The sequence below is a fragment of the 'Camptotheca acuminata' phytoplasma genome, assembly GCF_041276565.1.
Taxonomy (GTDB): Bacteria; Bacillota_I; Bacilli_A; order Acholeplasmatales; family Acholeplasmataceae; genus Phytoplasma.
On the sequence record NZ_JBGGGR010000016.1, the window covers coordinates 1 to 7107 of the forward strand.

Genomic DNA, 7107 nt, shown 5'->3' on the forward strand with positions numbered 1-7107 from the left:
GCTCCCATTTTTTGATATTTGTGTGGATTGTTTAAGAAATCAATTAATTCTTTCATCTCTTCTTTTTCTTCTTTGTTTCCGGCGACATCTTTTAAAGTAAAAAGAGATTTTTGTTTAGAAGAAATTTTGGATTTGAGACTATCCGAATTCATTTGAAAAAATACATTTCCCCAATACCCTAATAATAACAAGGTACTAATAGGTTTTAAAAATGTATCTATATGTGTTTTAATAGTTGTTAAATTATTAGACATTATGTTGACATTTTTAAATTTATAAATATTACTACTAGCTTCTGGATTAAAAACGTATTTATTTAATATATCGAAAGAAAAACAAAAAAAAATAAAAAAATAATAAAGCGAAAATAATATTTTTAAAATTAATTTTATTTGAGTATTTATTTAATTTCATTTTTGTATCTTTCTATTTTTTTAAATTTTTTAATAGTTATTCGTTGAAAATTATAATTGGGATAACAGAAAATTCTTCTTCTGTTAAATTAAACATTTGTTCAAATATTTTTTGGTATGTTTTTTTTGTTTAATTTCTTTTAACTCTGGTTTTATATTTTGATATTCCGTACTGCCTAAATAAGTTTTAAAAAGGGATTTGTTTCTAGAAAGTCATTCTTTATAAAAATTCATAAATGTTCTCATTGTTCCTTCGAAAATACCTTGTTCATTTAAGGCATTATAAGAAACATCATATTGGTTGAGTTTTTTGGCTTCTTCTTTTTTTTCATCACCTTTTATTTTTTTTATTTCTTCATTAGAAACGAAAGATTCTTTTCCTGTAATAACCGGAACATCTGTTGTGTCAAACTTATTATTTTTTAATTTATTCAAATATTCTTTGATTTCTTTAAAATCAAATTTTAAAGAAATATTTTCGTTAATATTATTTAAAATCATTTGTTCAAAAATAAAATAATGATAATCTTTTATATTTATTTGAAATGTTTCTTCGAAGTCATTATGTTGTGGAGCGCTTTCTATACATAATTGACTATTTAGTTTTGTTTCTTCGTTTACTATTAATTGATTTGGAGACAATTTATTTTCTTGAATAAATGTTTCGAATAAATTTTTGACTTGTGATAAAAATTTTTCTTTTATATTATTATTTATTTTATCTGTTAACGTAAACCAATTTTCTTGAAAATCAAAATTAATTTTTAAGTTATAATTCTGTTTTTTTTCTTCGTCGTTTAATTTATCAAAAGCTTCTTTTAAATATTTCAAAGCTTTTTCAAAATCATAACCTGAGTCGGTATCAACTATTTTACTAACAATTTCATTATTTTCTTCTATTTTAGGAAAATAACTTTTAGGAAGATATTAGGATTGTTTAAATAAAAATCTTTAGTAAATAAAACTGGCGATGGTTGAAATTTTTCATTTATTTGAGCCATTTCAGTTCTTTTTAAACCAAAAAATAAAGCTTTACGAAAATCTTTTTTTAAAAATAGTGCATTTTCATTTACTTTGTCTAAAAAATGAATATACAAGAGTGATCCTTTGTCAGGAATATTTTTTTTAACATTTTCTGACATTGCGTCATATATTCTTTGTCTTTCTCTTTTTTATTTTCTTCATTTTTTTTGTATTAAGATTGTCTAAAACAAATAACATTATTATTATTAAAGTTAATAAAACAAACCATATATAATAGATAATAATTTTTGAATTGTTTTTTTTGAAATTCATTTTTCTACTTTCTTTCATTTTTTATTTTTAAAAGAAAGTATATTCAAAAAAAAAAAAAAAAAAACAATTTTAAAGTAACAAAAAATTATTTTTTTATTTTATATTTAATTTTTTAACTTTATATCTAAGTTATTAATATATTTAAGTTTTATTTTTGAGATGTATTTTTTGAAAAAATATAGTATATATGTATATGTCTTTATTAAATATGTCAATAATACAAAAATTATTTAGTTTATTTTAAAAATAGTTATTTTGTTTATTATTTTTTTATATAAGGTATAATATTAGTATATAATTTTTTTTATTAATAAAAAAATCAAGAAGAAAAGAGTATATTTTTTGTTATGAATTCTAAAAAAACACTTGAAAACATTAAAGATAATGTTTTTTTAAACGATTTCAATATTAAAGTTCAAAATAGATATATAGAAAACGAAAATAAAAAAAAAATAAGAGAATGGTTTATTAAGGATTTTAATTTTTTTTTTGAAAATGTTAATTATTTTTTACCAGAATTAGTTATTAAATTCGGATATATTGACGAAGATAATCCAGAATTTTTTTTACAACCACAACAAATTATTAAAATTTTAGATAGCCAATTTAAAGTTTTAGACCGTAAAAATAAAAAATATGTTTTAATAATTAATAAATTTAGACAAGAATCAGAAGAATAAAAACAACGAACTTTTAAATTTTAATTGAATAAAAAAAGACTTTCTTAATTGGAAGTCTTTTTTATTAGTTAAAAATAAACAAAAAAGAGATTAAAAACAAAGTTTATAGATTGTTTTCAATTGGTTTTTAATTATTTTTAGTTTTTTTACTTGTTTGATATTTTTCTAAATTTTTTTAAATAAAAAACTTTTTTCTGAATTCCAATTTGTTATTTATCTGTTTGAAAAAAATTATTATAAAAAATATTATTTTGTTTATTAATTTTTTTATATAAGTTATAATATTACTATATAAGTTTTTTATTAATAAAAAAAACAAGAAGAAATAAAAATAATATAAATGTTTATTATAGATTCGAAAAAACACTTAAAAAAGAAAGATTATATTTTTTTTAAGATAATTTCGATAACGAATTTCGAAACAAATATTTCGAACGAAAATAAAACAATAAGAAAACATTTTTTTCAGGAATTCTTTTATTTTTGCAAATGTTAATTATTTTTTATTAAAATGAATTTTTATTTTTGTTATTTAACGAAATCATTTTTAAAAATACTATCTTTTAAAAGATGGTTTTATTTATTTATTGTCAAATATGAAAGATAGGTTTTTAAAAAATTATGCCTGAATTACCAGAAGTCGAAGTAACGATTCGTAGTTTAAGAAAAAAAATTATTGGTGAAGTGATAGAAAAAATAAATATTTTTTATCTTCCTTCTTTTAAAAGTGCATATAATTTAACTGAATTAAAAGGAAAAGAAATTTTAGGAATTCAACGCAAAGGAAAATTTTTATTATTTTTTTTAGATCAAGATTGTGTTATGGTCGGTCATTTTCGTATGGAAGGAAAAATATATATCGATCCCATAGATGAAAGCGAACCAAGACATAAATACGAGAATTTTAGAATTTTATTGAAAAGCGGAAAAGCGTTTCGTTACTATGATTTTCGTAAATTCGGAGGTTTCACTTTATACAAAAAAGAAAATTATTTACAAGCCAGTGGTTTAAATCAATTGGCTTTAGATCCTTTTTTGATAGAACCAGAAGATTTTTTTAATAAAATCTCTAAAAAAAAGATAGCTATAAAAAAGATCTTGTTGGACCAAAAACTAATTTCCGGTATAGGTAATATTTATGCCAGTGAAATTTTATTTCTAGCTAAAATTAATCCTGAAAAATTTGTTAGTGAGTTAAACTTAAAACAAATCCAACTTATTATTTCTATTTCTAAAGAAGTGTTGTCAAAAGCTATTCGTTATGGAGGCACTTCTATTAGTAGTTTTGAAGCTATCGGTCAAAGAGGCACTTTTCAAAACAAATTATTAGTCTACAAAAGAGATAAACAAGATTGTGTTCTTTGTCAAAATCCAATTCAAAAAAAGAAAATAGGTGGAAGAAGTACTTATTTCTGTTCTCAATGTCAAAAAGATATTTAATATTGAATAATTTTTTAATTTAAAGAGGTGATTTTTTTGTTATCTTTGGATAAATTGGTTATTAAAAATGATTTTGTTTTAACCAATCAAGAACAAAAAGTTTTAAATTTACTGTATCAGCCTTTGATGGGAGCAGGGACTTTAGGACTTTATCGTATTTTTTATTTTTTAAATCAAAAGAATAATTCAACTACGTCTTTTAATCATCAATTTATATTCGATTTATTAAATATAAATGAAGTAGTTTTTTTGAAATATAAAGAAAAACTTGAAGCCATTAATTTATTGTCAACTTTTCAAAGTCCTCAAAAAGAATTTATTTATTTATTAAAAACACCTTTAAATGATAATGAATTTTTTAAAGATCCTATTTTAAGTCAATTTTTAGTAAGCGAAGTAGGAGAAGAAATTTATCACCAATTAAAAAACTTATTTTCTGTTAAAACTAATATAGAATTCGAAAATTATGAAAATATTAGTAAAAATTTTTCAGATGTTTACACTTTTAAAAAAATCAATATGACTCGAAATATAACGGATATTCATAATCAAAATACGAACGATAATAAATTCGCTTTTTTTCAAAAATATTTCAATTATAATACTTTTATGGACAACTTAGCGACTCGATTTAAACAACCTTTTTTATTAGAATTAAAAAATATAGAATATATTACTAAATTAGGTTTTATTTTCGAGATCAATCCAAAAGAAATGGCTACTTTATATGAAGATGTTTTTCGTAATAAAGATGACAACCATTTAAATTTAGAAAATTTAAGAATTCGATTAAATAAAAAAATTTCTAAAGACAAAAATCAATTAACTTTGGTTAATATTGAATCTATTAACGATGAAGAAAAAAAAATGATCTTTCATTTAAAAAATGTGCATCCTAAACAAATCATTGATAATTTTGTACAAAATGTTTATACTTGTTATTCCTTATATGATGTCGCTTATCATCTGCTTAAACAGAATAATGTGGAAATAGGTGTTATTAACGCTTTATTTATGTTTATTTGTAGTAAAAAAAGAACGGAAAAAGATTTTCCTACTTCTTATAATTATTTTCAGACTGTTTTAAATTCTTGGTTAAAAAAAGGTATTGATTCTACTGAAAGTGCTTATGATTTCTTGATAGAAGAGAAAAAATTTAAGAAAAATAAATTGAATGAAAAAAATAGCCCGAAATGGTTAGATGATATAAGAAAAGAATTAGATTTTAAAAATTAAAAAAAAGGTGTTTGAATCGTTTATGGATTTGTCTCGTGAAGCAAGTTTAAAAAAAATGAGAAATTTAATTGAAAAAGATAAAGAAACAAAAAAATTAAAAATTAATGATGAAGAAGTTATTATAGTTTATAATTATTTATTAAACAGAAATAAAGAAAACGCTTTAGGATATAAAACTGTCCTTGAAACTAAACCTTATATTTCAGTTGTCCAAGTCCCTACTATATCTTCTAAAGAAATTAATTTCACTAATGAATTGATGAGAAAAAATTCTTTTTTTGAACAAGATTTAATTTTTTTGAATATGGAAGAAATTCAATTAGAAAATTTTAAATATGATTCTGAAAAAAAAGAGAAATCTTTTCGTTATGTGAGTAAATTAATTAAAAGTTCTCAAATCAAAAAGGGGTGTTATTTTTATGGCCAAATAAGAGCTGGAAAAACTTTTTTACTGAAATGTTTATTTAAAGTTTTAATTAAGAAAAAAAAAATGGCATTATTTATTTTTATGCCGGATTTAGTAAGACAATTCAAAAATTTTTGGTCCAATATTGACGTTTTAGAAAAAAAATTAAATTTTTTAAAAACCATTCCTTTTTTATTTTTAGATGATTTAGGTTCGGAAAATATGAATATGATGTTTCGAGATGAAATTTTGTTGCCTTTATTAAATTATCGTTCCGAACATCAACTACCTATTTTTTTTAGTAGTAATTTTGATTTAAAAAGAATTTATGATTATTTGGATTCTTTTAAAGACTTTAGTAACGGTGTGAAAGCTCTTAAAATCACTAAAATCATTCAACAAAATAGTAATATATACGAATTTTGATTTTTTTAAAATTTTAAATTAGGGTTTGTGCTTGTATTCCAATAAAATAGTAAATAGAAAAAACATGAAATAAATTCCCTAAAACAACGCATAAATGCCAAATAAAGTGATAATATTTTTTATATACATTTTTATAAAAGATGACTCCGAAACTGTAGCAAAGACCTCCTAAAATTAAAAACAATAATATTTTATGCTCTTGTATAAAAATGTTCCAAGAAAATATAACAACTAAAATACCACTCCATCCTAATAATAAAAATAAAATCAAATGGAGAACTTCACCTTTATAAAGCCAAAATATTTTAAATAAGACACCAAATAATATTAAAATAGTTTGAAAAATAAAAAAAATGATATTTATATTATCTTTTGGTTTGAATAATAAAAAAGGTATAAAACTACCCCAAATCAATAAATAAATACAAATATGATCGAATCTTTTGAATTGTCCTTTTGCTCTAGTAAAAGATAAAGAATGATACAAACAACTCATTAAATAAAGCATACACATAGTCAAAATAAAACAAAATATAGAACAGTTAAATGTATAGTTGTTAGCTTCACGAAGTAAAAAATATAATCCTATACTTATAGGAACCATTATTCCGTGTGAAATAGAATTTAAAATTTCTTCTAATATAGTTTGTTTTGGAGTTTTTCTTACTGGCCATTTCATAATTATTCAAAAACTTTCATTTGAAGTTTATAAATTTTCTAAAATATTCTTTTGAATCTTTTCATAATCTTTTTGATTTAAATGTGAACTATTATCTGTAAATGTAATTTTGATTTCTTCAGTTGAAAAACGAGGCAATAAATGGATGTGATAATGGAATACTGATTGTCCCGCGTATACGCCGTTGTTGTTTAACAAATTGATACCCGGACAATCAAAAGTTCGAATTAATGCTTTACTTATTTTATGTACTACCGAAAAAAGATGTTGAAAAACATCTTCTGGAACTTCTTGAAGAATTTTATATTCGTTTTTAGTTACTACTAAAGTATGTCCTTTAGTAGCTTGAGAAATATCTAAAAAAGCCATCACTAGTTCATCTTCATAAAGAATAAAACCCGGAATTTCTTTTTTGATTATTTTAGCAAAAATAGTACTCATATTCTGATTCCTCTTTTATTTTCTTTTTTTATCAAAAAAATAAATTTAATTAATTTTTTAAAAAACATTATTTTTTATTTTAAAAAATAT

The 7107-nt window shown here is 21.3% G+C and carries 8 protein-coding genes and 1 pseudogene; 4 read left to right on the forward strand and 5 right to left on the reverse strand.

The window, feature by feature from the left end:
• The 3 genes and pseudogenes from AB6A63_RS01440 to AB6A63_RS01450 form a co-directional block, all read right to left on the reverse strand.
• A pseudogene (locus AB6A63_RS01440) lies at window positions 1-254 on the reverse strand (ATP-dependent zinc metalloprotease FtsH); the annotation flags it as partial.
• Between the two features lie 372 nt (window positions 255-626).
• Window positions 627-1244, reverse strand: a complete 618-nt coding sequence (locus AB6A63_RS01445) for a hypothetical protein (RefSeq protein WP_370430915.1) — start codon at window positions 1242-1244, stop codon at window positions 627-629.
• Window positions 1245-1309: 65 nt separating this feature from the next.
• Window positions 1310-1555 carry a hypothetical protein gene (locus AB6A63_RS01450; protein WP_370430916.1) on the reverse strand — a complete coding sequence of 82 codons (246 nt, stop codon included), beginning with the start codon at window positions 1553-1555 and terminating at the stop codon, window positions 1310-1312.
• Between the two features lie 501 nt (window positions 1556-2056).
• Between AB6A63_RS01450 and AB6A63_RS01455 the strand changes: the two genes are divergently transcribed.
• From AB6A63_RS01455 to AB6A63_RS01470, 4 genes are all read left to right on the forward strand, one after another.
• Complete coding sequence (locus tag AB6A63_RS01455; protein ID WP_370430917.1) at window positions 2057-2389, forward strand: hypothetical protein; 333 nt, start codon at window positions 2057-2059, stop codon at window positions 2387-2389.
• A gap of 621 nt (window positions 2390-3010) precedes the next feature.
• A complete protein-coding gene (gene mutM, locus AB6A63_RS01460; RefSeq protein ID WP_370430918.1) occupies window positions 3011-3829 on the forward strand; it encodes a DNA-formamidopyrimidine glycosylase in 819 nt (272 codons plus the stop codon).
• A gap of 36 nt (window positions 3830-3865) precedes the next feature.
• Complete coding sequence (locus tag AB6A63_RS01465; protein WP_370430919.1) at window positions 3866-5065, forward strand: DnaD domain protein; 1200 nt, start codon at window positions 3866-3868, stop codon at window positions 5063-5065.
• Window positions 5066-5087: 22 nt separating this feature from the next.
• Window positions 5088-5897 carry a hypothetical protein gene (locus AB6A63_RS01470; RefSeq protein WP_370430920.1) on the forward strand — a complete coding sequence of 270 codons (810 nt, stop codon included), beginning with the start codon at window positions 5088-5090 and terminating at the stop codon, window positions 5895-5897.
• 13 nt (window positions 5898-5910) lie between these two features.
• Here the strand turns inward: AB6A63_RS01470 and trhA are convergent, their stop codons facing one another.
• Both trhA and AB6A63_RS01480 read right to left on the reverse strand, forming a co-directional pair.
• Window positions 5911-6576, reverse strand: a complete 666-nt coding sequence (gene trhA, locus AB6A63_RS01475) for a PAQR family membrane homeostasis protein TrhA (RefSeq protein WP_370430921.1) — start codon at window positions 6574-6576, stop codon at window positions 5911-5913.
• 27 nt (window positions 6577-6603) lie between these two features.
• A complete protein-coding gene (locus AB6A63_RS01480) occupies window positions 6604-7017 on the reverse strand; it encodes an HIT family protein (protein WP_370430922.1) in 414 nt (137 codons plus the stop codon).
• Between the last annotated feature and the right edge of the window lie 90 nt (window positions 7018-7107).

Coding starts and splice junctions, on each gene's coding strand:
- AB6A63_RS01450 (WP_370430916.1), bottom strand. CDS start 1,555: ATGTCAGAAAATGTTAAAAAAAATATTCCTGACAAAGGATCACTCTTG.
- AB6A63_RS01455 (WP_370430917.1), top strand. CDS start 2,057: ATGAATTCTAAAAAAACACTTGAAAACATTAAAGATAATGTTTTTTTA.
- mutM (WP_370430918.1), top strand. CDS start 3,011: ATGCCTGAATTACCAGAAGTCGAAGTAACGATTCGTAGTTTAAGAAAA.
- AB6A63_RS01470 (WP_370430920.1), top strand. CDS start 5,088: ATGGATTTGTCTCGTGAAGCAAGTTTAAAAAAAATGAGAAATTTAATT.
- trhA (WP_370430921.1), bottom strand. CDS start 6,576: ATGAAATGGCCAGTAAGAAAAACTCCAAAACAAACTATATTAGAAGAA.
- AB6A63_RS01480 (WP_370430922.1), bottom strand. CDS start 7,017: ATGAGTACTATTTTTGCTAAAATAATCAAAAAAGAAATTCCGGGTTTT.